Origin of the sequence: Streptomyces sp. 3330, assembly GCF_031456635.1 — a bacterium.
Lineage (GTDB): Bacteria > Actinomycetota > Actinomycetes > Streptomycetales > Streptomycetaceae > Streptomyces.
The window spans coordinates 459,792-483,457 of sequence record NZ_JAVDVA010000003.1 but is presented as its reverse complement, the minus strand read 5'-3'; the positions used below and the strand labels follow the sequence as shown (position 1 = coordinate 483,457).

At 71.9% G+C, this 23,666-nt stretch carries 17 protein-coding genes, 1 pseudogene and 1 riboswitch; of the genes and pseudogenes, 6 read left to right on the top strand and 12 right to left on the bottom strand.

Annotated features, from left to right (window positions below; genetic code table 11):
• Positions 1-227: 227 nt before the first annotated feature.
• The 6 genes from J2X68_RS08035 to J2X68_RS08010 form a co-directional block, all read right to left on the bottom strand.
• Positions 228-935 carry a transglycosylase family protein gene (locus J2X68_RS08035; protein ID WP_310431735.1) on the bottom strand — a complete coding sequence of 236 codons (708 nt, stop codon included), beginning with the start codon at positions 933-935 and terminating at the stop codon, positions 228-230.
• A gap of 3 nt (positions 936-938) precedes the next feature.
• Positions 939-1,125: riboswitch (cyclic di-AMP (ydaO/yuaA leader) on the bottom strand.
• Between the two features lie 208 nt (positions 1,126-1,333).
• Positions 1,334-2,344 carry a transglycosylase family protein gene (locus tag J2X68_RS08030; protein WP_310431734.1) on the bottom strand — a complete coding sequence of 337 codons (1,011 nt, stop codon included), beginning with the start codon at positions 2,342-2,344 and terminating at the stop codon, positions 1,334-1,336.
• Positions 2,345-2,549: 205 nt separating this feature from the next.
• Complete coding sequence (locus tag J2X68_RS08025) at positions 2,550-3,845, bottom strand: cytochrome P450 (RefSeq protein ID WP_310431733.1); 1,296 nt, start codon at positions 3,843-3,845, stop codon at positions 2,550-2,552.
• Positions 3,846-4,067: 222 nt separating this feature from the next.
• Positions 4,068-5,081, bottom strand: a complete 1,014-nt coding sequence (locus J2X68_RS08020) for a nucleoside triphosphate pyrophosphohydrolase (protein ID WP_399039492.1) — start codon at positions 5,079-5,081, stop codon at positions 4,068-4,070.
• A gap of 61 nt (positions 5,082-5,142) precedes the next feature.
• Positions 5,143-5,787, bottom strand: coding sequence for a SurA N-terminal domain-containing protein (locus J2X68_RS08015; RefSeq protein WP_310431731.1), 645 nt, complete (start codon positions 5,785-5,787; stop codon positions 5,143-5,145).
• Between the two features lie 201 nt (positions 5,788-5,988).
• A complete protein-coding gene (locus tag J2X68_RS08010; protein ID WP_310431773.1) occupies positions 5,989-6,819 on the bottom strand; it encodes a glycoside hydrolase domain-containing protein in 831 nt (276 codons plus the stop codon).
• A gap of 267 nt (positions 6,820-7,086) precedes the next feature.
• Between J2X68_RS08010 and J2X68_RS08005 the strand changes: the two genes are divergently transcribed.
• Positions 7,087-7,491: a hypothetical protein gene (locus J2X68_RS08005; protein WP_310431730.1), complete on the top strand. Its 405-nt coding sequence runs from the start codon at positions 7,087-7,089 to the stop codon at positions 7,489-7,491.
• Between the two features lie 82 nt (positions 7,492-7,573).
• Here J2X68_RS08005 and J2X68_RS08000 read toward each other — a convergent pair.
• Positions 7,574-8,307 (bottom strand): annotated as a pseudogene (locus J2X68_RS08000) (N-acetyltransferase).
• Positions 8,308-8,472: 165 nt separating this feature from the next.
• Positions 8,473-9,231 (bottom strand): HNH endonuclease family protein, encoded by a 759-nt coding sequence (locus J2X68_RS07995; protein ID WP_310431729.1) that lies wholly within the window; start codon positions 9,229-9,231, stop codon positions 8,473-8,475.
• 188 nt (positions 9,232-9,419) lie between these two features.
• Between J2X68_RS07995 and J2X68_RS07990 the strand changes: the two genes are divergently transcribed.
• Positions 9,420-9,605, top strand: coding sequence for an antitoxin (locus J2X68_RS07990; protein WP_310431728.1), 186 nt, complete (start codon positions 9,420-9,422; stop codon positions 9,603-9,605).
• A 220-nt stretch (positions 9,606-9,825) separates the two neighbouring features.
• Here the strand turns inward: J2X68_RS07990 and J2X68_RS07985 are convergent, their stop codons facing one another.
• The gene (locus J2X68_RS07985) at positions 9,826-10,821 is read right to left on the bottom strand and encodes an SCO6745 family protein (protein ID WP_310431727.1); all 996 of its coding nucleotides are present in this window, start codon (positions 10,819-10,821) and stop codon (positions 9,826-9,828) included.
• Between the two features lie 108 nt (positions 10,822-10,929).
• On the opposite strand from J2X68_RS07985, the gene J2X68_RS07980 reads away from it, so the two are divergent.
• Positions 10,930-11,493: a TetR/AcrR family transcriptional regulator gene (locus J2X68_RS07980; RefSeq protein ID WP_310431726.1), complete on the top strand. Its 564-nt coding sequence runs from the start codon at positions 10,930-10,932 to the stop codon at positions 11,491-11,493.
• A 56-nt stretch (positions 11,494-11,549) separates the two neighbouring features.
• Here J2X68_RS07980 and mfd read toward each other — a convergent pair whose 3' ends face one another.
• From mfd to J2X68_RS07965, 3 genes are all read right to left on the bottom strand, one after another.
• A complete protein-coding gene (mfd, locus tag J2X68_RS07975; RefSeq protein ID WP_310431725.1) occupies positions 11,550-15,083 on the bottom strand; it encodes a transcription-repair coupling factor in 3,534 nt (1,177 codons plus the stop codon).
• 436 nt (positions 15,084-15,519) lie between these two features.
• On the bottom strand, positions 15,520-18,099 hold the full coding sequence (locus tag J2X68_RS07970; protein ID WP_310431724.1) for an ABC transporter permease: 2,580 nt from the start codon (positions 18,097-18,099) through the stop codon (positions 15,520-15,522).
• Positions 18,096-18,884: an ABC transporter ATP-binding protein gene (locus J2X68_RS07965; protein WP_057600581.1), complete on the bottom strand. Its 789-nt coding sequence runs from the start codon at positions 18,882-18,884 to the stop codon at positions 18,096-18,098. Before J2X68_RS07965 ends, J2X68_RS07970 begins: the two co-directional genes overlap by 4 nt.
• A 388-nt stretch (positions 18,885-19,272) precedes the next feature.
• Between J2X68_RS07965 and J2X68_RS07960 the strand changes: the two genes are divergently transcribed.
• From J2X68_RS07960 to J2X68_RS07950, 3 genes are all read left to right on the top strand, one after another.
• A complete protein-coding gene (locus tag J2X68_RS07960; protein WP_399039487.1) occupies positions 19,273-20,997 on the top strand; it encodes an MFS transporter in 1,725 nt (574 codons plus the stop codon).
• Between the two features lie 470 nt (positions 20,998-21,467).
• Positions 21,468-21,896 (top strand): DUF485 domain-containing protein, encoded by a 429-nt coding sequence (locus J2X68_RS07955; RefSeq protein ID WP_310431722.1) that lies wholly within the window; start codon positions 21,468-21,470, stop codon positions 21,894-21,896.
• On the top strand, positions 21,893-23,503 hold the full coding sequence (locus tag J2X68_RS07950; protein ID WP_310431721.1) for a cation acetate symporter: 1,611 nt from the start codon (positions 21,893-21,895) through the stop codon (positions 23,501-23,503). The genes J2X68_RS07955 and J2X68_RS07950 overlap by 4 nt, the downstream gene beginning before the upstream one ends.
• Positions 23,504-23,666: the final 163 nt, after the last annotated feature.

The window sequence follows — 23,666 nt, the reverse complement described above, 5'->3', positions numbered from 1 at the left end:
CCGCCCGGAACAAAGGGGGTGGCCCAGAAAAGCCGACAGGAGGTGACGAACGGGCAAAGAGAAACCCCGCTCCGGTGCGTACGGGGGAACACGCACCGGAGCGGGGAGCCCGTGGGGACGGGGGGACCCTCACGAGGTCTTCAGTGTGCCGACCCCGGATATGAGGGCGCTGTGGCTTCTCTGGGGGCCAGGTGTCACCTCGGGCCGAGTGCCACGTCAGGCGCGGGTCACTTCAGGTGCAGCTGCTGGCCCGGGTAGATCAGGTCGGCCTGGTCGACGATGTCCTTGTTCAGCTCGAACAGCTTCGCCCAGCCGCCCTTGACCTTGTGCTTCTCGGCGATGGAGCTGAGGGTGTCGCCCTTGACGACCTTGTACTCGCCGTCACCCTTCTTGACCTTCTTGCCGGTCGGGGTGGTGACCGTCTTGGAGGCGGCCGGGCGGTCGGTCGAGCGGGAGGCGCTCTGCTCCTCGGTCGAGCGGCTGCCGGTGCTGCCGCTGTTCGACGAGCCGGTGGAGCCGGCGGAGCCGGAGTCCGAGGACTCGGCGCTCGAGCCGTTGTAGGCGGCGCCGGACAGGCCGGTGCCGCAGACCGGCCAGGCGCCCTTGCCCTGACCCGCGAGGACCTTCTCGCCGATGGCTATCTGCTGGGCCTTGGAGGCCTGGTTCGCCTGCGAGGCGTAGGCCGTGCCGCCGTACGCCGCCCAGGTGGACGCGGAGAACTGGAGGCCGCCGTAGTAGCCGTTGCCGGTGTTGATGGACCAGTTGCCGCCGGACTCGCACTGGGCGACCGCGTCCCACTCGGAGGCGGTGGCGGCGGAGGCGTTGCCGGCCGCCATCAGCGGGGCGGCGATGGCGACACCGGTGACACCGGCGAGCGTGGCGACGCGGGTCGCCTTGGACGGACGGCGGTGCTTGCCCTTTGCGGAAAACAGCATGGTGGATCCCCTCACCGACGCCTACGAGGTGAGCTGTCGGGTTCGGGCCGTGTGAGTTGCCCGGCCACTTCCTCGTCCGGCGGAGCGCTGCTCCGCGGGAGGTGTGGCTTCACCCCGAGCCGTTCCGGTCAACCGACCGGCGCGGCACTTACCTTGGGTCCCCCGCTCCTGCCTGCGGCGCTTGACGCGACGACTGTTCCCGGGCCGCCGCTGGCAGGATTCGGCGTTGCGACGGCCGGGGCTCGGGTTGCCGAGCGGCCTCGACCGTAGACACGCGATCGGAGGAATTTCAAAGACGATCAGGGCTTCTGAGACTCATCCCACACTTTCACCAAACCGGACATTCGGCGCGAAGCGTGACGTGAACTCCCGCTGTTTTTCTTGGGCTTTGCGCCCTATTACACCCCTGTGTCGAGGGTCTGACCGGCGGCGATGTTGCTCGGGTCGACGCCGATGAGGTCCCTGTTCTCGGCGTAGAGGGCGCGCCATCCGCCGTCGAGGCCAAGGGAGTCGGCGATGGACGCGAGGGAGTCGCCCTCCTGGACGACATAGGTCGCCGCGGCGTGCCGTCCGGCCGACGCGGTGGTGGTGCCGTCCACGCCGGCGTCGGTCGCGCTCTTCGTCGCGACCTCGTCGGCGGTGGCGCCACGGTGGCGGCCGGAGCCGAGGGAGCCCGTGTCGACGAGGCTCCAAGAACCTTCATCCTGGACGTATTTGTCCGAGTCGTCCGCACTCGGGGCGGTCGCGGGCGACCCGGCCTCCGTCGAACCACCGGTCCGGCCGGCGGAGTCGCCGGTCGCAGCGGAGTCCTCCGCGGCGGAGGAAGAGGACGAAGGGGAGGAAGCGGACGCCGAGGGCGAACTGGAGGCATCGGCGGAGGAGTCGGACGAGTCGGTCGAGGAATCGTCACCGTCGGAGGAGCCGGAGGAGCCGGACAATCCCCGGGACAGGTCGGACAATCCGGAAGACCCAGAGGAGTCGGACGAGTCGGACGAGTCGTCCGCCACGCCGGTGTCCACGCTCAGCGCGCCGTTCTCCTGGGTGAGCCCGGAGGTCAGCCCGCAGGTGCCCCACGCGCCGATCCCCTCGGCCGCGAGCACCTCCTGCGCCACGGCGATCTGCTGGCTGCGGCTGGCCAGATCGGGGCTCGCCGCGTAGTCGAGGCCGCCGTGCGCCTCCCAGTCCTTCTGGGTGAGGCTCAGGCCGCCGTACTCGCCCCGGCCCTCGTCGGCGCTCCACGAGCCACCGGTCTCGCACTGCGCCACCTTGTCCCACACCGTGCCCTCGGCCGCACTCGCGCCGGAGGCGGCGAGCAGCGGGATGGCGATGGCGGAGCCCGTCACTCCGGCCGCGACGAGGAGCGCCGGGGCCTGGCGGGGGCGACGGTGACGACCGTTCCCGGAGAGCATGCGAGGGGCCTTTCTCTGGACAGCACTGACCGGCGCGGCGAGCGGAACCGATGCGTCGCGCTGACGAGTGAACGTATCGGCAGACGATCACTTGTCACAAGTTAATGCCGCGCAGATCACGTGAAGATCACAGACTTGAGTGCCGGTCACCTTTGCTCCGCCGAACGGTCACACTCCGGCTGACATCCGGTCAGGTGTGCACCGCTCATGACGCGGGACGCACCGGAGTGAACTCGACCGGCAACGTCCGCAGTCCACGCATGATGAGCCCGCCCCGCCACCTCAACTCGGCCGGTTCCACGGCGAGTCGCAGGTCGGGGAGCCGGGTGAGCAGGGTGGCCAGCGCGGCCTGGCCCTCCAGCCGGGCCAGCGGGGCTCCCAGGCAGTAGTGGATGCCGTGGCCGTACCCGAGGTGCTGGTTGTCACGCCGGGACAGGTCGAGGGTGTCGGGTTCCGGGAAACGCTCCGGGTCACGGTCGGCGGCCGCCAGCACCACGAGCACCGGGTCGCCCGGCGCGATGTCCTGCCCGCCGACGCGCAGCGGCTCGGTCGCGAACCGCCAGGTGGCCAGTTCCACGGGGCCGTCGTAGCGCAGGAGTTCCTCGACGCCCGTCTCGAGGAGACCGCGCTCGCCGTCGTCCGCGGTGAGCGACCGCTGGAGGCGTGCGCGCTGCTCGGGGTGGGTGAGCAGCGCGTAGGTGCCGTTGCCGATGAGATTGACGGTCGTCTCGAAACCGGCGAACAGCAGGATGAAGGCCATGGCGGCGGCCTCGTTCTCGGTGAGGTGCTCGCCGTGGTCCGAGGCGCGGATCAGACCGGAGATGAGGTCCTCGCCGGGAGCCGGGTCGGCGGGGAGCTCCGCGCGCTTGCGGTGGATGAGCTCCAGCAGGTACCCGCGCATCTTCTTCACCGACCGCGCGACACCGCCCCGCGGCCCCCCGCCGTGCCGGATCATCATCCCGGCCCAGTCGCGGAAGTCGTCCTGGTCCTCCCGGGGGACGCCCAGGAGGTCGCAGATCGCGTAGATGGGCAGCGGGAAGGCGAAGTCGTGGATGAGGTCGGCCCGGCCCTCGGCGGCGAACCGGTCGATGAGCCGGTCCGTCAGCTCCTGGACGCGCGGCGCGAACTCGGCGACCCGGCGCGGGGTGAAGGCCTTGCTGACGAGCCTGCGCAGCCGGGTGTGGTCCGGCGGGTCGATGTTGAGCAGATGCGTCATCAGCTCGGCCTTGCGCTCGCCGGGGATGCCGGTCCTGCCCTTGGCGTGCGCCGGTTCGTCGTGGTGCGCCGGGTTCTTGGAGAGCCGCTGGTCGGCGAGGGCCTGTCTGGCGTCGGCGTACCGGGTGACCAGCCAGGCCTCGACGCCGCTGGGCAGTGTGGTGCGGTGCACGGGCGCGTGCTCGCGCAGCCAGGCGTAGGCGGGGTAGGGGTCGGTCGCGAACTCCCAGGTGAAGAGTTCGGGAGCGGTACGGTCCGGGTGGTCTGTGTCGGGCTGCTCGGTCACTCCCCGACCGTAGCGGTGTCCCCGCCGCGCTCCGCGAGCGCCTTGCGCGCGGCGGGCGCCCCCTGCCGAGCACCTGCGCGGCCCGGCCCCCAGGTCCTCCGGCTCCCGTGCCGACTCACTGCGCCGACTCACTGCGCCGACTCACTGCGCCGACTCACTGTGCCGACTCACTGTGCCCGTCCAGGCCCTCGCGCCGACGCACCGGATCAGGAACGCCCGGTACTAACGGTCGACCCCCTCGGCGTCCCGGATCGCGTCCCGGTACGCGCGGGCCGCCGCGCGCAGCGCCGCCTCCGGGTCGACGCCCTCCGCCTCGGCCCGTGCCGCCAGGGCCAGCAGTTCGTAGCCGATGCCCGCGGCCGCCGGCAGCGGCACGTCCAGCCGGGCCGTGCGGGCCCTGGAGACCAGCTTCGCCGCGAGGGCCAGGCCGGGCTGGTGGAGGGGGACGCCGTCCGTCACCGACTCCCGCCGCTTCTCCGCCGCCTTCGTGCGCAGCCAGTGCTCCTTCACCTCTTCCGGGGTGGTGGCCGTGGCGTCGCCGAAGACATGGGGGTGACGGTGGACGAGCTTGGCGACGATCGTGCCCGCGACGTCGTCGACGGAGAACGGGGACTCCTCGTCCTCCTCGGCGATGCGGGCGTGGAAGACGACCTGGAGCAGGACGTCGCCCAGTTCCTCGCGGAGTTCGTCGTGATCGCCGTCCTCGATCGCCTCGACCAGTTCGTACGACTCCTCGACCGCGTACTTCGCCAGGCCCTTGTGGGTCTGCCGGGAGGACCACGGGCATTCGGTGCGGATCCGGTCCATGACCTGGACGAGGTCGAGGAGCCGGGCGCCGGGGAGGTCGTAGGAGGCGGGGAGCAGCTCCAGCTCGGGCATGGAGACGCGGCCGGAGCCCGCCAGCCGGGCCAGGCCGTCGGTGAGGGCCGGTTCGCCCTCGCCGGTGGCCACGACCACGACCGTGCGGCCGCCGGCGCAGGCGGCGAGCAGGTCCTCGGCGGTCGGGGAGGTCTCCTCGACGGTGACGCCCGCGTCCCGCAGGTAGGGCAGCTGCGGATGCGCGCCGTCCGCGCACAGCACCCGGTCCGCCGCGTGCAGGGCCTGCCAGGCGGGCCAGGACAGCAGACCGGGGGCGACGCGGTGGCTGGTGGTGAGCAGGACGACGCGGCCGGGGGCGTCGACCGCGGGCTGGGCGGCGGCGGAGCTGATGGCGTTCACACCCCGAACGTAACCCACGCCGGTCAGCGGCCCCGCGAGTTATCCACAGGCGGGACCGGCCGATCGTACGATCACATCGTCACGTGGTCTGCTGCGTCCCGGCCGCCGAGATCTCCCGCACCCACGGCGTCTTCGCGTCGACGCGGGCGACCTTCTGCGCGTCCCAGTTCCCGTAGCGCGGGTTGAGGTCCACGTCGAGTTCCTCGGACGCCTTGGACAGCGCGTTCCAGAAGGCGGGCTGGCTGGTGTTCGTGCCGAGCTGGGTGGCGAGTTTCTGGGCCTCCAGCTGGAGACGGAGGTTGTCGTCGAGACGCTGCGGCGGAATGCCGTACTGCTGGAGCCACGCCGTCTCCAGGCCCTTCGCGCCGCCCGCCTGCTGCTCCAGGCCGGCCCGCATCTCCTGGACCTCCCGGCGGCTGACGGTGATGCCGGCGTCCTCGGCGGCGCGGTGCAGCACCTTGTCGAGGACCATGCCGTGCAGGGTGTCGCGGGCGAGGGAGCCGGTCTGGGCGACGGCCTGCGCGTACTGGGCGTCGTCGGTGACCGCGGCCCGCTGGGCCGTGCGCACCTCGTTCACCCGGCTCTCCAGCTGCGCGACGGTGATCCGCTGGCCGCCGACCACGGCCGCCGCGCCGGGATGCGCGTCGTTCCCGCAGGCGGCGAGGAGAGGGGCCGCCACGATCGCGGCGGACAGCAGAAGCGCGGTGCGACGACGGCGGTGCAAGGGAAACCTCCCGAGGAGATTGTGCGACGGTGCACAAAGTCTTGCGGTGATCGATGGTAGGCAGTGGGGCGGCTGGGGCCAACCCATTCGACCAACGATTCACCAGGACTTCGGGCACCGCCGCGCCCGCCCGCCGCCCGCTCTTCGGTGCGAGGCCTCAGCCCCGCGCGCGTGGGGCGCTCCGCGCGGGGACGGTCCGGGTCAGCCGACGATGGCGACCGGGGCGTCCCACGCGTCACGGTCCACGGTGATCGTGTAGCCGCCGCGGGTCTCCTTGCTGTTCACCAGGTACTGGTGGCCACGGCTGTGGCCGGTGTACTGGGTGGCGCCCCACGGCCAGTCGGTGGTCGTGGTGTCCTTCTTGTCCCACAGCGCGTACCAGAGGTTGCCCGGCAGGTCCGTCTTGTCGGTCGCGGTGGCGACGGCCTTGGCGCTGGAGCTGCTGAAGCCGTAGTAGCCGGCCCGGTACGTCTTGGCGCGCAGCGTCTTGGTGAAGGAGCGCACATACGTCAACACGGCGTCGTTGCACGCCTTGTCGGTGATGTCGTAGGGCTCCATGTCGAGGTAGACCGGGCTGCCGGCCTTCATGCCGAGCGCCGAGGCCCTGGCGACCGCGTCCGCGCCGTCGGTCGCGCCGAGGGAGGCGGCCGTGGCGGCGGTGAGCTTCTCGGGGCTGGAGCCGGTCTGGCAGGGCGGCTGGGCGCCCACGTAGATCGGGATCAGCTTCCAGCCGGCCGTGTTGACCGACTTCACCCAGGAGGCCGTCAGGTTGGGCTGCGCGCAGCCGCGGTTCTTGCCGCCGACGTAGACGGCGGCGCCCCCGTAGTAGCCGTCGGTCTTCCATGCCTTCATCGCGGCGGACGAGGGCGCGGTGCAGGCGTCGAAGGCCCGCCCGGTGTACGTCCTCTGGGCGGGCCACGTGGTGGCTGCCATCGAGGTCTGAGCCGCTGCCCCGGCTCCCGCGAGAACGGCCGCGCCGGCCACGCCCCACGTGATGTATCTGCGCTTTCTGGACTGCCGGTGCTCGGCCATCCCCACCCCATCGTTCGATTCCACGCGTACGGCGCTGTCGCCGCGTACGGTCGTGTCCGGCTGGACTCCCCTGATCCGGTGCGACGCTACGGCCTCGGCTCGACGTCGGGCGCCCGGACGGAACGCACGGTAACCCGCGGCTTCTCACCGGTCGGGAAACACAGGGCCCCCATAGGCACAAGATTCACTCATGTCACAGTAAAGAAGCGGTGCCCTGCGGCGGCCTGTCCGTGTCCTACCCTTGCCCCAGGTGACTTGGGGGGCGACATGACAATGCCGACGACGGCGACCGGGGCGGGCGCGGAGAGACGACTGACGGCCGGCTGGTTCCAGCGACTCGTCTGGGTGGTCCTGGTCTGGGTTTCGCTGGGCTTCCTGGTCTGGGTGCCCTTCCTGTACGTGGCGGTGCGCCGCGGCCTCTCCTCGGACTGGGTGGCCTTCGGCTCGTTCGCGCTGTACGAGTGCGTGATCCTGCCGTGGGCGGTGATCACGCCCGACGGCGACGGCGACGCCTTCTTCGGCATCGCCATACTGGTGACCCTGCTGACGGCGACGGTGCTGCTGCTGTCCGCGGTGTTCGACAAGAAGATCCCGTCCGCCCAGCCCGTGTACGGCGGGGCCATGGCCCCGCAGGGCCAGCCGTACCAGCAGGGGTACCCGTACGGGCGGTAGCCGCCGCGGGACGAGGACTCGGGGCGCGGCGCCGGGGGACGCCCGCTCCGGCACCGCAGGCGGCGGGACCGCCCGCCCGGCCTCACAGAGGGTGCCGCATCCACACGTTGGGCTCGACGTAGACCGCGAGGTCCCGCTCCGGCTCGCACCGCACGGGGACCAGCGCGCCGGGCACCTCGACGTCGCCCTGCGTGTCGAAGGGCAGCGACGCCACTGCGCCAGCGAGCCCGCCACCGTCATCGACGCCGGCGCGACGCGCTCGATGCTCGCGCCCGCCCGGGCGTGCACCCGCAGCCACGGGTCGTACGGCAGCCCGTCCTCCCGCACCCGGTGCGCGTACTCCTCGATCGGGGTGCGCGGCTCGAGATGCTTGGCGTTCGGCCGGACCGGGGCCACGACCTCGGCGAACCCCTTCGCCCGGGCGCTGTCCCGCATCGCCGAGAGCATCCGCCCGGAGAGGCCGCGGCCCTGCGCGTGCGGGGCGATGACGATCGAGATCGCGCTCACCGTGTCGGGCCGCCTCCCGCCGCGCTGATCGGCGAAGGCCCAGACGAGCACCTGGTCCCAGCCCCGGGCGGGCAACTCGTCACGGCCGTCGGCGCGCAGGGCGAACGGCACGCTGTAGGCATGGGCGACGACCTGCCCCCGCTCGTCCTGCGCGAACAGCGCGTACTCCGGGAACTCGACGGGGATCCGGCCGTAGTGCGCGTTGCCCACCGGGTCGTGGGTCACGAACTCCGGCCAGGTGTCGGGCATGTCCTGGACCGGGCCGAGCATGTCGGGCCGGTCGGCGAGGCTGGACACCTTCGGTTCCATACGGCCACGGTAGGCGAGGCCACGACCGGGCGGGACCGGATTTCCGCGGCCCCGCCCCGCGGCGCTCCGGCAACCGTCGACGGGGTCGGCGTGGGACTGCCGGGGAGTCGGCGTGGGACTGCCGGGGAGCCGCCGCAGGGCCGGGCCGCACCACCACCGGTCCCCTCAGCCCGCGTGGAATCGCTCCGGGGCCTTGGTGGGGTTGCCGCCGGTGGGGAGTTTCTGGGCGGGGCAGGACTCCAGGACCTTCTCCATCGCGGACTTCTCCGCCGCGGTGACCCACAGTTCGTACTTCTTCTTCACCGCGACCTGCGCCGCGACGTACGTGCACCGGTAGGCCTTGTTGGGCGGCAGCCAGGTCGCCGTGTCGCCGTCTCCCTTGGAGCGGTTGGTGCTCGCGTCGACGGCCAGGAGGTTGAGGGGATCGTTGGCGAGCGCGATGCGCTTGCCGGCGTCCCAGTACTTGGCGCCCTTCTGCCAGGCGTCCGACAGCGCGACGACATGGTCGATGTCGACCTTGCTGCTGCCACGCCGGTACGTCACGTCCTTCCCGGAGTACGGGTCCGATTCCAGGACGCCGTAGGACACCTTGCACGTGCCGCCGGTGAACTTCACCTCCTCCAGGTCGCGCTTGAGGATGTCGTCGCGGGTGTCGCACGAGTTCGAGTCCGTGTCCGCCCAGGCGGTGCCGAACTTCTCCCGGTCGTAGCCGGTCTTGGGCGCCCGCCCCTTCACGGCCAGCGACTCGGCCGCCGCGAGAGCCGCCCCGCCGTTGCCCGCTCCGCCGCCCGCCGTCGCTCCCGCGCCACCGGAAGCCGCACCCGCGCCGGAACCGGAGCCCGTGACCTGCTCCTTGCATCCGGACACCGAAACGGCACACATCAGCACGACGGCAACCGCCGCCCCGCCCCTCAGACGCCTCACGCGCCCCTCCCCTGCCTGCCCGACACCACCCCGCACAGGGCGTTTTCCCCTGACGGGGACCGGCACACACGGTAGCGAGGGGGCGCTCGGGGACCGTCGGGAGGTCCAGACCACAATCGACTCAACTGGGCATGTCGGACTTACCGGGAATATCGTCGGTGGAGAGTCAGCTTCGGAAGGAGCTCTGGATGGGCATCCTCGACAGGTTCAAGAGCAACAAGGCGGCACAGGACAAGACCAGGAAGATGTCCGACACCGCGGAGCGGAAGGCGAACGAGAGGACGGGCAACAAGTACGAGTCCCAGATCGACTCCGGGCAGCAGAAGATGCACGAGCGGCTCGGCATGGACGAGGAACGGCCCGACCAGCCCTAGCCCGCGGTTCCGATCCGGCCGCACGCCCGGCCGCTGCCCGGCCCGCAGAACTACGGGCCGAGCCACCGACATCACCCGGTGCACGAGGCCGTCCGCACAGAGCGAGCCCGCTGCGGACGGCTTCGGCCTTCCCTGCCCCGCCCCGCCCCACCCCGCCCCGCCTCTGCCCCACGTCCGCGCCTGCCCGCGCCCGCATCCCGGAGCGGCGGTGCGGTGGCGCTCACACCCTCCCGATGCCGAGCGTCGACTCCGAGGGCAGCAGTCCGGACCCCAGCACCGCCACCCAGTAGTCCCCCAGGAGTGCGGCCAGGCGCTCCGCGCATGCCGGGCCGATGGCCTGCCAGGGGCCGAGTGCCAGCCGGTCGGTGTCCTCCTCGACGCGGCGGCGCAGCTCACGGCCCGCCTCCGTCGCCGTGCCGTCCGCCGCGAGCAGGCCTCTCGCCGCCAGCCGCCCGCTCGCCGCCGCCCACTCCTCACGGGTCCAGCCGCGGCTCCGGAACCGCTCGACGGACGCCGCGCCTATCGCGGCGAAGGACACCAACGCCTCGGCCGGGTCGAGGTCCGCGAGGAGCAGGGCGGCGAGATGACCGTCGCCCCGGTGCTCACGCAGGACCGTCGCCGCCTGCCAGAGCTGGAGGTGGGGCTCGGCCGGCCACTCCAGCGCGGCATTGGCCGCGGCGAGCGGGCGGCCCGCCGTGACGGCCGCCTCTGCGGCGCGGCGGGCGAGAGCGGCGGCCTCGGCCGGCTCGGGACCGTCCACCAGGTCACCGAACAGCCTGCGGTACAGCCGGTCGATCCCCCTCAGCCGCGCCGCCAGGGCGGCTTCCGGGGTGGCGACCTTCCAGGCGTCCTCGACGTACCGGGCGACCATGCCGGGCCGGAAACTGTAGAAGGCGGAGGTCACCGCCTCGGCGCTCACCGGGCCCAACGGGGCCGCACGGAAAGGGAAGTAGCTCCCCCACCGGTCCTCGGTCGAGTACCCGAGCGCGTCGGCCTCCTCGAAAACCTCCGGGGCGTAGTACAGCACCGCGTGCAACGGCTCCAGCAGATGCCAGAGCCGGCGGGCCTGCGCCGGCACGACCCGCCCGTCCCGCCCGCCCGCCTCGGCCCGCTCACCCTGCACGCCCTGTACGCCCTGCTCGGCGCCCTCACCCCGCACGGCCTGTCCGGCCGCCCGGCGCCGCCGGTCCGCCTGCCGCTGCCCGTTCTCGGACATGACGTCTCCCCCTCGTCGCGTTCGGACATCGACCATAACTTGACACTGACAAGATTGCCCGGCCCTTGTGAACTTGTCAATGCCTAGATACGGCGTACGCTGCTGTGCATGAGCGACCGCCCCTACCACCACGGCGACTTGCGGCGCGCCATCCTGGCCGCCGCCCTCGACGTCATCGCCACCGACGGCCCCACCGGGCTGAGCCTGCGCGACCTCGCCCGCCGCGCCGGCGTCTCGCACGCGGCGCCCGCCCATCACTTCCGGGACCGCACCGGTCTGCTGACGGCGATCGCGGCGGAGGGACACGGACTGCTGGCGGGCGCTCTGGCGGAGGCGACGGATCTACGGGACGCGGGCGCGCGCTACGTCCGTTTCGCGCGCGAGCACCCCGCCCACTTCCAGGTGATGTTCTCGCCCCAGCTGCTGCGCGCCGACGACCTGGAACTGACCACGGCCCGCGCCCTGTCCGCGGCCGCCCTGAGCAACGCCGTCGCCGCCACCGCACCCGCCGGGGACGGCACGGACGCCCGGCTGGCCCGTATCGCCGTCTGGTCCCTGGCCCATGGATTCGCCACCCTCCTGCTCGGCCACAACCTCGACAACCTCCTGGGCGGCGAGGACCCCGAGGAGGTGCTCCGCGCGCTGCCGATGATGCTGTTCCCGTCGGCCTGAGCGTGGCCGGCCGGGGCTGGGCCGGGCTGAGCTGAGCGGCGGTCGACGGCGGCGGTCTACGACCCGAGCACCGTCGCCAGCAGCTCGCCCACCCAGCCCAGCAGTTCGCGTCCGACCAGCGGCTTGCCGCCGACCTTCGCGGTCTTCGGGCGGGGCACCAGGATCTGGTGCGCGGCCGGCTTGAGGACGGTCCCGGGGTAGAGCCGCTTGAGGCGCAGCTCCTGGGACTCGCGCAACTCCACCGGCGCGAAGCGGATGTTGGGACCCTGGAGCACGATCTCGCCGACGCCACACGCGCGTGCCAGCATCCGCAGCCCCGCCACCAGCAGCAGGTTCTCCACCGGTTCCGGCAACTTTCCGTACCGGTCGACGAGTTCCTCGCGGACGGCCTTGACGTCCTCCTCCGAGTTGGCGGAGGCGATGGACCGGTAGGCCTGGAGGCGCAGCCGCTCGCCGGGCGCGTAGTCGTGCGGGACGTGCGCGTCGACCGGCAGCTCGATCTTGACCTCCAGCGGCGGCTCCTCCTCGACCCCGCCGGACTCCAGCTGTCGCCGGTAGTCCGCCACGGCCTCGCCGACCATCCGGACGTACAGGTCGAAGCCGACACCCGCGATGTGCCCGGACTGCTCGCCGCCGAGCAGGTTTCCGGCGCCCCGGATCTCCAGGTCCTTCATCGCCACGTACATGCCCGCGCCCATCTCGGTGTGCTGGGCGATGGTGGCGAGACGCTCGTGGGCGGTCTCCGTGAGGGGCTTCTCCGGGGGGTAGAGGAAGTAGGCGTAACCGCGGTCGCGCCCTCGTCCGACCCGGCCGCGCAGCTGGTGCAGCTGGGACAGGCCGAAGGTGTCGCCGCGCTCCACGATCAGCGTGTTCGCGTTGGAGATGTCGATGCCGGACTCGACGATCGTCGTCGAGACGAGCACGTCGAACTTCTTCTCCCAGAAGTCGACGACGACCTGCTCCAGCGCCGTCTCCGACATCTGGCCGTGGGCGGTGGCGATCCGCGCCTCGGGCACGATCTCACGCAGTTTCGCCGCCGCCCGGTCGATCGACTCGACCCGGTTGTGGATGTAGAAGACCTGGCCCTCGCGCAGCAGTTCACGGCGGATGGCGGCGCCGATCTGCTTCTGCTCGTAGGGGCCGACGAAGGTGAGCACCGGGTGGCGCTCCTCGGGGGGCGTGGTGATCGTCGACATCTCGCGGATGCCCGTCACCGCCATCTCCAGCGTTCTGGGGATGGGGGTCGCCGACATCGTCAGGACGTCGACGTTCGCGCGGAGCTTCTTCAGCTGCTCCTTGTGCTCGACGCCGAAGCGCTGCTCCTCGTCCACGATGACCAGGCCGAGGTCCTTGAACTTCGTCTCGGAGGAGAACAGCCGGTGGGTGCCGATGACGATGTCCACGGCGCCCTCCTGCAGCCCCTCCAGGGTGGCCTTCGCCTCCGTGTCCGTCTGGAAGCGGGACAGCGCCCTGACGTTCACCGGGAACTGCGCGTACCGCTCGCTGAACGTGCCGAAGTGCTGCTGCACCAGGAGGGTGGTCGGCACGAGGACGGCGACCTGCTTGCCGTCCTGGACGGCCTTGAAGGCGGCCCGGACGGCGATCTCCGTCTTTCCGTAGCCGACGTCGCCGCAGATCAGGCGGTCCATCGGGACCGTCTTCTCCATGTCGTCCTTGACTTCGGCGATGGTCGTGAGCTGGTCGGGCGTCTCCGCGTAGGGGAAGGCGTCCTCCAGTTCGCGCTGCCAGGGGGTGTCCGTGCCGAAGGCGTGGCCGGGGGCCGCCATCCGCGCGCTGTACAGCTTGATCAGGTCGGCGGCGATCTCCTTGACCGCCTTCTTCGCGCGCGCCTTGGTCTTCGTCCAGTCGGCGCCGCCGAGCCGGTGCAGCGTGGGAGCCTCGCCGCCCACGTACTTGGTGATCTGCTCCAGCTGGTCGGTCGGGATGTAGAGACGGTCGCCGGGCTGGCCGCGCTTGGCGGGCGCGTACTCCACGACCAGGTACTCGCGCGTGGCGCCCTGGACCGTGCGCTGCACCATCTCGATGTAGCGGCCCACGCCGTGCTGCTCGTGGACGATGTAGTCGCCCGCCTCCAGGGTGAGCGGGTCGATGGTCTTCCTGCGGCGCGCGGGCATCCGGGCGCCGTCCTTGCCGGCCGCCTTCTGGCCGGACAGGTCGGTCTCCGTGAGGACGGCGAGGCGGAGCGCCGGGTCGACGAAGCCGTAGTCGATCGAGCCGCACGACACGTGCACCACGGACGGGCCGAGCTCGGACAGGTCGGCGTCCAGACGGGCCGCGACGCCCTCGCCGCCGAGCACCTCGACCGTGCGGGCCGCCGGGCCGTGCGCCTCGGTGACGAAGGCGACGCGCCAGCCGTCGGCCAGCCAGCCCTTGGTGTCGGCCAGCGCCTTCGCGGTGTCGCCCCGGTAGGTCTCGGGGGCGTGCATGCCGAGCTTCAGCGTGTCGGCGTCCAGTTCCTCGTCGGCCGCGAACGGCGACACCGACCACCACATCATGTCCAGCTCGCGCGCGTGGTCGCGGACGTCCGCGATGGACCACAGGGAGGCCGCGCCGACGTCGATGGGCGCCTCGCCGCCGCCGGCGGTCGCCGCCCAGGACGCCTGGAGGAACTCCTGGGACGTCGCCACGAGGTCGGTGGCACGCGTGCGTACCCGCTCCGGGTCGCAGACGACGGCCATCGCGCCCTCGGGCAGGACGTCGATCAGCAGCTCCATGTCGTCGACCAGCACCGGGGCCAGGGACTCCATGCCCTCGACGGCGATGCCCTCAGCGATCCTGGCGAGCAGCTCGCCCAGCTCCGGGTGCTCCTCGGCGAGGGCGCGCGCACGCGTGCGCACCTCGTCCGTCAGCAGGAGTTCACGGCAGGGCGGGGCCCACAGACCGTGTTCGGCGACCTCCAGGGAGCGCTGGTCGGCGACCTTGAAGTAGCGGATCTCCTCGACGTCGTCGCCCCAGAACTCGACGCGCAGGGGGTGTTCCTCGGTGGGCGGGAACACGTCCAGGATGCCGCCCCGTACGGCGAACTCACCACGCTTCTCGACGAGCTCCACGCGCGCGTAGGCGGCTGCGGCCAGGGCTTCGACGGTCTCGTTCAGGTCGGCCGTCAGGCCGGTGCGCAGGGCCACGGGTTCCAGGTCACCGAGCCCCTTGACCTGCGGCTGGAGCACCGAGCGGACCGGGGCCACGACGACCGAGACCGGGCCGGTCTCCGGGTCGTCGGGGCGTGGGTGGGCCAGGCGGCGCAGGATCGCGAGGCGGCGGCCGACGGTGTCGCTGCGCGGGCTGAGGCGCTCGTGCGGGAGCGTCTCCCAGGAGGGGTACTCCACCACGCCGTCCGGGGGGAGCAGCGAGCGCAGGGCGGCGGCCAGGTCCTCGGCCTCACGGCCGGTGGCCGTCACCGCGAGGACCGTGCGGCCGGTCTCGCGGGCCAGGGCGGCGATGGCGAAGGGGCGGGCCGCCGGCGGGCCGACCAGGTCGACGTGCATGCGGTTGCCGTCGGCGGCCGCGGGGATCGCTTCCGCGAGGGCGGTGTCCTTGACGACGGCGTCGAGCAGACCGTGCAGACTCATGGAGGGCTGGGCTTTCCGTCCGAGGGGCCGGGGTGCGTCCGGGGACGGGCGCACCGGGGTCCGGGGTGGCGACGCGAAGGTCCGGGTGGGCAACGCGAAGGGCCCGACGCGTGTCACGAGCCGGGGGTGTCCAGCGTACGTCGGGGTGAGGTCGTTCGCCGGGGGCTGTGGACAACCGGGGGACGGTGGGGGCGTGCGGGACTTGGTTCGCCCCGCCGCGCGGTCCTCCCTCGGCCCCGCCGCGCGTCCCGCCCTCGGACCCGGTTCTGCCGCCCCTGGAGCCCCGCCCGGAGCCCCGTCCGGAGCCCCGTCCGCGGCCTGGACCGCGTCGTCCCGACGCGGTCCAGGCCGGCCGGAAACGGCGAAGAGCCCGGCACCGAGAAGACCCCCGTTCTTCTCGGTGCCGGGCTGGTTCGGGCGGGCCGGCCCGGTGGGGCTATTCCGTCGCGATCGCGTTCAGGACGTTCATGCGGCCCGCGCGGAACGCCGGGATCAGTGCGGCGAACAGGCCCACGAAGGCGGAGCCGATGAACACGCCGATGATCGTCGGCCACGGGATCTCCAGGACGTCGAGTCCCTGGAGGGCGAGGAGCTGCTGGGCGGTGGCCCCCCAGCCCATGCCCAGGCCGAGGCCGAGGAGGGCGCCGAAGAGGGCGATGACGACCGACTCCAGGCGGATCATGCGGCGCAGCTGGCGGCGGGAGAGACCGATCGCCCGCATCAGGCCGATCTCCCTCGTGCGCTCCACCACCGACAGGGCGAGGGTGTTCACCACACCCAGGACCGCGACGATGATCGCGAGGGCGAGCAGGCCGTAGATCAGGTTCAGCAGCTGCCCGATCTGGTCCTTGAGCTCCTGCTTGTAGTCGGTCTGGTCGCGGACGGTGTACTGCGGGTAGTCGTGCAGCCCCTTCTTCAGGGCCGTGTACGCGGTGTCCTGCTGCCCGTCCTTCGCCGTGGCGAAGACCAGCTGGTCGAGCGGCAGCTTGTCGGCGGGGACGTACTTCTTGAGGGTGGCGATGGACGTGTACATCGCGCCCTGGTCGATGACGGCGTCACTGCTGGTGATCGCGCGGACCGTCAGCCGGGCCGTGGAGCCGTCCTTGAAGGCCACCGAGATCTCGGACCCGAGCTTGATCTTGTGGTCGTCGGCGAACTTCTCGTGGACGGACATCGAGTCGGGACGGTAGGCGTCGGCGAGGTTGCCGGCGACGGTCTCGACGCGCAGGTCGGTCGCGTAGGTCGGGTCGGCCGCCGTGATCGCCGTCTTGTCGAGCGTCTTGCCGTCGGGCGTGGTGAAGTCGGCCTCGGTCCACTTGTACTCGGTGACCCGCTCCAGGCCCGGCGTCGACTTGACGGCCTGCACCGCCTGCGGGGTCATCAGCTGACCGCCGTCGCTCTGGATGATGAAGTCCGTGCCCACGCTCTTGTCGAGCTCCTCCGTGGCGGAGGCGACCATGGAGGAGCCGACCACCGACAGACAGGCGACCAGCGCGAGGCCGATCATCAGGGCCGCGCCCGTGGCGCCGGTGCGGCGCGGGTTGCGCAGCGCGTTGCGCTCCGCCATCCGGCCGACCGGACCGAAGGCCCGCAGCACGATCGCGCCCAGCACCCGGACCACCGCGCCCGCCAGCAGCGGGCCGATCACCACGAAGCCGATCAGGCTCAGCACCACGCCGAGGCCCAGCCAGAGCGAGCCTTCGGCGGCCTTGTCGGCGGCCGCGGCGAGGTAGAGGCCGAAGCCGCCCGCGCCGGTGAGGAGCAGGCCGATGACGGCCCGTACGGCGCCCGCCTTGGCGTCGGCGGGAGCGCCGGCGTCACGCAGCGCGGCCATCGGGGAGACCTTGCCGGCCCGGCGGGCCGGGAGGTACGCCGCCAGCACGGTGACGACGACGCCGAGCACCATGCCGACCACCGGGGTCGTCCAGGCGACCGTCAGGTCCTCCGTGGACAGGTTCATGCCGGTCATGCCCATGAGCTTCATCAGGCCGACGGCGATGCCGACGCCCGCACCGACGCCGAGGAGCGAGCCGACCACGCCCAGCAGCAGGGCCTCCGCGAGCACGGACCGGTTGACCTGCTTGCGGCTGGAGCCGATGGCCCGCATCAGGCCGATCTCCCGGGTGCGCTGCGCGACCAGCATGGAGAAGGTGTTGATGATCAGGAAGATGCCGACGAGGAAGGCGATCCCTGCGAAGCCGAGCATCGCGTACTTCATCACGTCCAGGAAGCTGCCGACGCTCTCGCGGTTGGCGTCGGCGGTCTCCTTGGCGGTCTGCACCTTGTAGCCGGCGCCGATCTCGGCCGCCACGTTCTTCTTCAGCTGGGCGTCGCTCACGCCGGCCGCGGCCGTCACGTTGACGTTCGTGTAGACGTTCGACTCGCCGACCAGGGCCTCCTGGGCGGTCTTCGTGTCCAGGTAGAAGATCGCCGCGCCGGGGTTGGTGACCTGGAAGGCGGCGATGCCGGAGATCTTCGCGCGGTGCGTGCCGACCGCGGTGATGACGCCGACCTCGTCGCCGAGCTTCAGGTCGTGCTTGTCGGCGGTGTCCGCGTCGACCATCACCTGGTCGGATCCCTTGGGCGCCGCGCCCTCGGTGATCTCCATGGTGCGGGCATCGTTGGCGTTCCAGTTGCCCACGATGGTGGGCGCGCCGCTGGTGGGCGACAGGCTGTCCTTGTCGGCGTCGACGACGGTCGCGGAGGTCGAGAAGACGGTCCCCTCCGCCGACTTCACCCCGTCCGCCTTGCGGACCGCGCCGAGCACGGAGGCCGGCATGACCGGCGGCTTGCCGTTGTCGGAGGTCGTCTCGCCGGTGTCCGAGGCGCCCTTGGCGCTCACCGTCACATCGGAGGAGGTGCTGGCGAAGAGCTTGTCGAAGGTGGTGTTCATCGTGTCGGTGAAGACGAGCGTCCCGCAGACGAACGCCACCGACAGCAGGACCGCGACGGCCGAGAGGGCCATGCGCCCCTTGTGCGCGTAGAAGTTGCGCATCGAGGTCTTCAGGACGGTCATGACGTACGCCCCCGCGCGTCGAAGTCCTTCATGCGGTCCAGGACGGTCTCCGCGGTCGGCTTGAACATCTCGTCGACGATCCGGCCGTCCGCGAGGTACAGCACGCGGTCGGCGTACGACGCCGCCACCGGGTCGTGCGTGACCATCACGATGGTCTGGCCCAGGTCGTCCACCGAGCGGCGCAGGAAGCCCAGGACCTCGGCGCCCGCGCGCGAGTCGAGGTTTCCGGTCGGCTCGTCACCGAAGATGATCTCCGGGCGGGCGGCGAGGGCGCGCGCCACGGCGACGCGCTGCTGCTGACCGCCGGAGAGCTGGGTGGGCCGGTGCCTGAGGCGGTCGGCGAGTCCCACGGTCTCCACGACCTGGCTCAGCCACGCCTTGTCCGGCTTGCGGCCCGCGATGTCCATCGGCAGCGTGATGTTCTCCAGCGCGTTGAGCGTGGGAAGCAGGTTGAACGCCTGGAAGATGAACCCGATGCGGTCCCGCCGCAGCTTGGTGAGCTTCTTGTCCTTGAGCCCGGTGATCTCGGTCTCGTCCAGGTAGATCTGCCCGGACGACACCGTGTCGAGACCGGCGAGGCAGTGCATCAGCGTGGACTTGCCGGACCCCGAGGGGCCCATGATCGCGGTGAACTGGCCGCGGGCGATGTCCACGTCGACGTGGTCGAGCGCGACGACACGGGTCTCACCGGACCCGTACGCCTTGACGACCTGCCGCGCCCGCGCGGCTACGGCCGTACGCCCTCCAGTGCCCCCGTGCCTGGGAATGGTCACAGCCGAAGTCACGGTAAGTCTCCTCAGTCGGAAATTCAGAAGCGGATGAGCGGCGCCCCGGACCGTCGAGACGGTGCGCGGTGCCACGTCGAAGAGTCTGTCGGCGGGAAGGGGTCCCTCGCGCTGGTGCTCGGGCCCGTCTTTCCGGGGGGTTAACCCCACCCCCCGGAAGTGGTGCCGGCCGCCCCCCAGCGGCGTAAAGCCAGGTTAAGGACGGGACCCCGCCCTTCTCCTCCTCCGGCAGTACGAACCCTCCCCGAGCCCTGGTACGGAGGTACCCCTAGGGGCCGTCCACCGCGAGGTGGAGAGCCCTTCGGGGTTGTCTCCACCCTTCGGCCCAGTCAGCCTCCACCCTCCCGCGACGCGAGGGTCAAGTGGGAAGCTGACTCCCGGCAGTTGGATGCAAGGGGCACGGGAGACACGGGGGCCACAGGTGGGGGACGTCCAACCGGCGACACGCGAGGCCGCGCGGCCGACAGCACCGCGCGGCCGGAGAGCGGTCGTCGCCGCCCTCATGCTCTCCATGGCGCTGGCCGCCCTCGACTCCACCGTGGTCTCCACGGCCGTCCCGCAGATCGTCGGCGACCTGGGCGGGTTCTCCGTCTTCTCCTGGCTGTTCTCCGGCTACCTGCTCGCCGTGACGGTCACCCTGCCGGTCTACGGCAAGCTGTCCGACACCTTCGGCCGCAAACCGGTGCTGGTGGCCGGGGCGGCCCTCTTCCTGCTCGGCTCGCTGCTGTGCGCCCTGGCCTGGAACATGGGGGCGCTGATCGCGTTCCGCATCGTGCAGGGCCTGGGCGGCGGGGCGTTGCAGGGCACCGTGCAGACGCTCGCCGCCGACCTGTATCCGCTCAAGGAGCGGCCGAAGATCCAGGCGAAGCTGTCCACGGTGTGGGCGGTCTCGGCGGTCGCGGGGCCCGGCCTGGGCGGGGTCCTGGCCGCCTACGCGGACTGGCGCTGGATCTTCCTCATCAACCTGCCCATCGGAGCGGTGGCGTTGTGGCTGATCGTCCGTCACCTGCACGAGCCGCAGCATCAGTCGTCGCCGTCCGCGCCGTCGTCGCCGTCCGCGCAGTCCGCGCGGGAGGCGCGCACACGCGCGCGTGACGGGTCGCGGGTGCGGGCGACGGGTGGCGCTTCGCGTGCACGCGCGCGTGGAGGGTCGTTGCCACGGGCGGCGCGTGACGCGTCGCGTGCACGCGCGCGCGTCGACTGGGCGGGCGCCCTGGCGGTGTTCGCCTGCGGCGGGGTGCTGCTGACCGCGCTGGTGCAGGGCGGGGTGGCGTGGCCGTGGCTGTCGGGGCCGTCGCTCGCCCTGTTCGGCGCGGGGCTGGCGCTGGCCGGGCTCGTCGTCGTCATCGAGCGCCGGGCGGCGGAACCGATCATCCCGGGCTGGGTGTGGCGCCGCCGCACGATCGCGGCGGTCAATCTCGCGCTGGGCGCCCTGGGTCTGCTGATGGTGGCCCCGACGGTGTTCCTGCCGACGTACGCCCAGTCGGTGCTGGGGCTGGGGCCGGTGACCGCCGGGTTCGTCCTCTCCGTCTGGACCCTGAGCTGGCCGCTGTCCGCCGCCCTCAGCCAGCACGTCTACCGGCGCATCGGCTTCCGCGACACGGCGCTGCTGGGCATCGGCGCGGCGACGCTGATCCTGCTCGCGTTCCCGTTCCTGCCGTATCCCGGCGAGGCCTGGCAGCCGGCCCTGCTGATGCTGCTGCTCGGCGCCGCGCTGGGCCTGTTCCAGCTCCCGCTCCTGGTGGGCGTGCAGTCGACGGTGGGCTGGTCGGAGCGCGGCACCACGACCGCGTCCGTGCTGTTCTGCCGTCAGACCGGGCAGACGATCGGCGCGTCGGTGTTCGGCGCGGTCGCCAACGGGGTGCTGGCGGCCCGGCTGGGCGGCGCGGGCGACCTGGACTCCGTCACCCGCGCCCTCGCCGCCGGTACGGCTCCGGAGGCCGTCCGGGACGCCGTCGCGAGCGCCGTGCACGCCGTCTACCTGGGCGCGGCCTGCGCGGCGGCCCTCGCCTTCCTGGTGCTGCTCTGCGTGGCCCCACGCAGGTTCCCGGTGCTGACGGACCGCCCGGCCGACGAGCCGACCGCACGACCGGCCGACGAGGCGACCGCATGACGGCGTGACGGCGTGACGGCATGAGGGCATGAGGGCATGAGGGCATGAGGGCGCGACGGCATGACGAGCCGACCGCATGACGGCGTGATCGACAGCCGGGTGCTTCGGCGGACCGGATGACCGGCGGGCAAGGTGACCGCCGGGCAAGGTGACCGCCGGACCGGTGCCGACAGGCCACGTGACCGGCGGGCCGGGTGGACGACAGACAAGGTCCGGCGGGCCGGCCGATGGCTCCGCCACGCTGCTGTGAAGACGATCGCCACATGGGTCGCAGGACCCCCACAGATGTGGGGTTAACGCGGGTAACACCCCAGGTCAGGCTGCATTTCGCTCAGTAAGCGCATACCGACCACTCAGTTTGGTGAAAACCCTTCGCAGTCGCCTTACTCCCAAGTAACGTGCGTCCCTCGCCCCACCCCCCACTCCCTGCGGTCCGCCGCCACGGACCCGAGCCACGCAAGGAGCACGGGATGTCACACGACCCGTCACACCCCGGCCCGACCTACCCCTGGCAACCACCGCCCCGGCCGCCCGAGCCGCCTCGGCGCCGGCCCGCCGACCACGCCCCGCTGGGGCGCCACAGCGACCTGCGGGTCCTGCGCGGCGCCTACCGCCGCCAGCGGCGGGTGGCCACCCTCACCGCGCTCGGCTACTTCGTCGTCTTCCTGGTCCTGTCGGCGTTCGCGCCGTCCCTGATGACCGGCAAGGTCGCCACCGGCCTCCCCGCGGGCCTGCTGCTCGCGCTGCTGCAACTCCCCGTCACCTGCCTGGCGATCGTCCTGTACGAGCGGACCGCCCGCCGCCATGTGGACCCGCTCGCGGACCGCATCCGCAAACTCTCCGAGATCGACGCGAAGCGGGACGCGCGCGGAAACCGCACCAAGGAGGCCGGACGATGACGGAGTTCAGCGACGACGCGCAGACGATGTCCCTCGTCGCGTTCACCGCGATCGCCACGATCACGCTGCTGCTGTGCGTGATGACCGGCCCCGACCGCGACGACCTCGCCGAGTTCTACACCGGCTACCGCTCCCTCTCGCCGCTGCGCAACGGCCTGGCCATCGCGGGGGACTACATCTCGGCGGCCACCGTCCTGGGCACCGGCGGGGTGATCGCGCTGTGCGGCTACGACGGTGTCGTCCTCGCCCTCAGTACGGCGCTCTCCCTGATGCTGCTGATGTTCCTGCTGGCCGAACCGCTCCGCAACGCGGGTCGGTTCACCATGGGCGACGCGCTGGCCCGCCGTATGCCGGGGCGGGCGGTGCGCATCACGGCGTGCGCGGTGACGCTGACCGCGCTGCTGCCGATGATGCTCGTCCAGCTCGCCGGCACCGGCCAGCTGCTCGCCTTCATCCTGGGCTTCTCCGGCGACTCGGTGAAGACGGGCTGCGTCGTCTGCATGGGCGTGCTGATGATCAGTTACGCGGCGATCGGCGGCATGAAGGGCACCGCCCTCATCCAGATGCTGAAGATCGTGATGCTGCTCGGCTCCGGAACCGTCATCGCCCTGCTCGTCCTGTACCGCTTCGACTGGAACCCGGGCACCCTCTTCGACGCGGCGGCCCGGGGCAGCGGGGTCGGCGACGCCTTCCTGCACTCGGGGCTGGAGTTCGCCGGCGGGCCCTTCCCGCGCGTCGACATGATCACCGCCCAGTTGTCGGTCGTCCTGGGCGGCGCCTGTCTGCCGCACATCACCATGCGCATGTACACCGCCTCCAGCGCCCGACAGGTGCGCCGGTCGATGTCCTGGGCGGTCTCCGGCGTCGCGCTCTTCGTGCTGATCATGACGGTCGTCGGCTTCGGCGCGACGGCGATCGTCGGCCGCGCGGTGATCGCGCAGGCGGACCCGCAGGGCAACACGGCCTACCTGCTGGGCTCCCGGGGCGCCTTCGGCGGCGAGGTGTCCACGGCCGAGACCCTGCTCTTCACGACGGTCACGACGGCGATCTTCCTCACGGTGCTCGCCTCGGTCGCCGGCATGATCCTCGCCTGCGCCAACTCCCTCGCCCACGACGTCTTCGCGGCACGCGACCCGCACATGTCGGCGCGCCGCGAGATGCTGCTGGCCCGGTTGTCCGCGCTGGCCGTCGGCGTCCCGACGATCCTGCTGGCCGCCCAGGTCCAGCACCGCAGCCTCCAGCCGCTGGTCACCCTGTCCTTCTGCCTCGGCGCGTCGGCGCTCGCCCCGGCCCTGGTCTACAGCCTCTTCTGGCGCCGCTACACCCGCACGGGTCTCCTCGCCACCCTCATCGGCGGCACCCTGTCCGTCCTGATCCTCATGCCGGGCACCAACCTGGTCTCGGGCTCGCCGGTCTCCGCCTTCCCCGAGGCGGACTTCAACTGGTTCCCCTTCACGACCACGGGCATCGTCACCGTCCCGCTGGGCTTCGCCTTCGGCTGGCTGGGCACGGTGGTCTCGGGCCGCCGCAAGGCGGAGGAGCAGCGCCGCCAGTACGAGGCCGTGGAGGGCTGGATCCTGGCGGGCGCGGGACGCGGGGAGGCGTGAACGCGCGCGTGCGGACACCCCGCACGCGCGCGTAGCCGCGCCCCCGTCGCCGCCCGCCCGACGCCGGTGAGCAACGGTGACCGCGGTGCACGCCGTCGTCACGGGGCGATGGGTGCCGTCAGGCCGGTGAGCCCGGTGAGCGCGGCCACCACGGTCGGCGTGG

Bases quoted from the DNA above. Each gene is read 5' to 3' on its own strand.
- J2X68_RS08035 (WP_310431735.1), bottom strand. From the start codon at position 935: ATGCTGTTTTCCGCAAAGGGCAAGCACCGCCGTCCGTCCAAGGCGACC.
- J2X68_RS08030 (WP_310431734.1), bottom strand. From the start codon at position 2,344: ATGCTCTCCGGGAACGGTCGTCACCGTCGCCCCCGCCAGGCCCCGGCG.
- J2X68_RS08010 (WP_310431773.1), bottom strand. From the start codon at position 6,819: ATGGCCGAGCACCGGCAGTCCAGAAAGCGCAGATACATCACGTGGGGC.
- J2X68_RS08005 (WP_310431730.1), top strand. From the start codon at position 7,087: ATGACAATGCCGACGACGGCGACCGGGGCGGGCGCGGAGAGACGACTG.
- J2X68_RS07990 (WP_310431728.1), top strand. From the start codon at position 9,420: ATGGGCATCCTCGACAGGTTCAAGAGCAACAAGGCGGCACAGGACAAG.
- J2X68_RS07985 (WP_310431727.1), bottom strand. From the start codon at position 10,821: ATGTCCGAGAACGGGCAGCGGCAGGCGGACCGGCGGCGCCGGGCGGCC.
- J2X68_RS07980 (WP_310431726.1), top strand. From the start codon at position 10,930: ATGAGCGACCGCCCCTACCACCACGGCGACTTGCGGCGCGCCATCCTG.
- mfd (WP_310431725.1), bottom strand. From the start codon at position 15,083: ATGAGTCTGCACGGTCTGCTCGACGCCGTCGTCAAGGACACCGCCCTC.
- J2X68_RS07970 (WP_310431724.1), bottom strand. From the start codon at position 18,099: ATGACCGTCCTGAAGACCTCGATGCGCAACTTCTACGCGCACAAGGGG.
- J2X68_RS07960 (WP_399039487.1), top strand. From the start codon at position 19,273: ATGCAAGGGGCACGGGAGACACGGGGGCCACAGGTGGGGGACGTCCAA.
- J2X68_RS07955 (WP_310431722.1), top strand. From the start codon at position 21,468: ATGTCACACGACCCGTCACACCCCGGCCCGACCTACCCCTGGCAACCA.
- J2X68_RS07950 (WP_310431721.1), top strand. From the start codon at position 21,893: ATGACGGAGTTCAGCGACGACGCGCAGACGATGTCCCTCGTCGCGTTC.